This is a genomic window from Mammaliicoccus sciuri (assembly GCF_002901825.1).
Taxonomy (GTDB): domain Bacteria; phylum Bacillota; class Bacilli; order Staphylococcales; family Staphylococcaceae; genus Mammaliicoccus; species Mammaliicoccus sciuri.
The window spans coordinates 1-1,670 of record NZ_PPQD01000003.1 but is presented as its reverse complement, the minus strand read 5'-3'; the positions used below and the strand labels follow the sequence as shown (position 1 = coordinate 1,670).

Below are 1,670 nucleotides of genomic sequence, written 5' to 3'. Positions count from 1 at the left end.
ACCAATCAAAAATGAGCTTATCAAGCTTACTTCTTTTATGGAGAGTTTGATCCTGGCTCAGGATGAACGCTGGCGGCGTGCCTAATACATGCAAGTCGAGCGAACAGATGAGAAGCTTGCTTCTCTGATGTTAGCGGCGGACGGGTGAGTAACACGTGGGTAACCTACCTATAAGACTGGGATAACTCCGGGAAACCGGGGCTAATACCGGATAATATTTTGAACCGCATGGTTCAATAGTGAAAGACGGTTTCGGCTGTCACTTATAGATGGACCCGCGCCGTATTAGCTAGTTGGTAAGGTAACGGCTTACCAAGGCGACGATACGTAGCCGACCTGAGAGGGTGATCGGCCACACTGGAACTGAGACACGGTCCAGACTCCTACGGGAGGCAGCAGTAGGGAATCTTCCGCAATGGGCGAAAGCCTGACGGAGCAACGCCGCGTGAGTGATGAAGGTCTTCGGATCGTAAAACTCTGTTGTTAGGGAAGAACAAATTTGTTAGTAACTGAACAAGTCTTGACGGTACCTAACCAGAAAGCCACGGCTAACTACGTGCCAGCAGCCGCGGTAATACGTAGGTGGCAAGCGTTATCCGGAATTATTGGGCGTAAAGCGCGCGTAGGCGGTTTCTTAAGTCTGATGTGAAAGCCCACGGCTCAACCGTGGAGGGTCATTGGAAACTGGGAAACTTGAGTGCAGAAGAGGAGAGTGGAATTCCATGTGTAGCGGTGAAATGCGCAGAGATATGGAGGAACACCAGTGGCGAAGGCGGCTCTCTGGTCTGTAACTGACGCTGATGTGCGAAAGCGTGGGGATCAAACAGGATTAGATACCCTGGTAGTCCACGCCGTAAACGATGAGTGCTAAGTGTTAGGGGGTTTCCGCCCCTTAGTGCTGCAGCTAACGCATTAAGCACTCCGCCTGGGGAGTACGACCGCAAGGTTGAAACTCAAAGGAATTGACGGGGACCCGCACAAGCGGTGGAGCATGTGGTTTAATTCGAAGCAACGCGAAGAACCTTACCAAATCTTGACATCCTTTGACCGCTCTAGAGATAGAGTCTTCCCCTTCGGGGGACAAAGTGACAGGTGGTGCATGGTTGTCGTCAGCTCGTGTCGTGAGATGTTGGGTTAAGTCCCGCAACGAGCGCAACCCTTAAGCTTAGTTGCCATCATTAAGTTGGGCACTCTAGGTTGACTGCCGGTGACAAACCGGAGGAAGGTGGGGATGACGTCAAATCATCATGCCCCTTATGATTTGGGCTACACACGTGCTACAATGGATAATACAAAGGGCAGCGAATCCGCGAGGCCAAGCAAATCCCATAAAATTATTCTCAGTTCGGATTGTAGTCTGCAACTCGACTACATGAAGCTGGAATCGCTAGTAATCGTAGATCAGCATGCTACGGTGAATACGTTCCCGGGTCTTGTACACACCGCCCGTCACACCACGAGAGTTTGTAACACCCGAAGCCGGTGGAGTAACCTTTTAGGAGCTAGCCGTCGAAGGTGGGACAAATGATTGGGGTGAAGTCGTAACAAGGTAGCCGTATCGGAAGGTGCGGCTGGATCACCTCCTTTCTAAGGATATTACGGAATGACCATTAGGTCATGGAATAACGGAGACATATTGTATTCAGTTTTGAATGTTTATAACATTCAAC

1 rRNA gene is annotated in these 1,670 nt (G+C 50.3%); it reads left to right on the top strand.

Annotated elements, in window-relative coordinates:
- Positions 1 to 34 precede the first annotated feature (34 nt).
- Positions 35 to 1,587: ribosomal RNA gene (locus CD035_RS00570) — 16S ribosomal RNA — on the top strand.
- Positions 1,588 to 1,670: the final 83 nt, after the last annotated feature.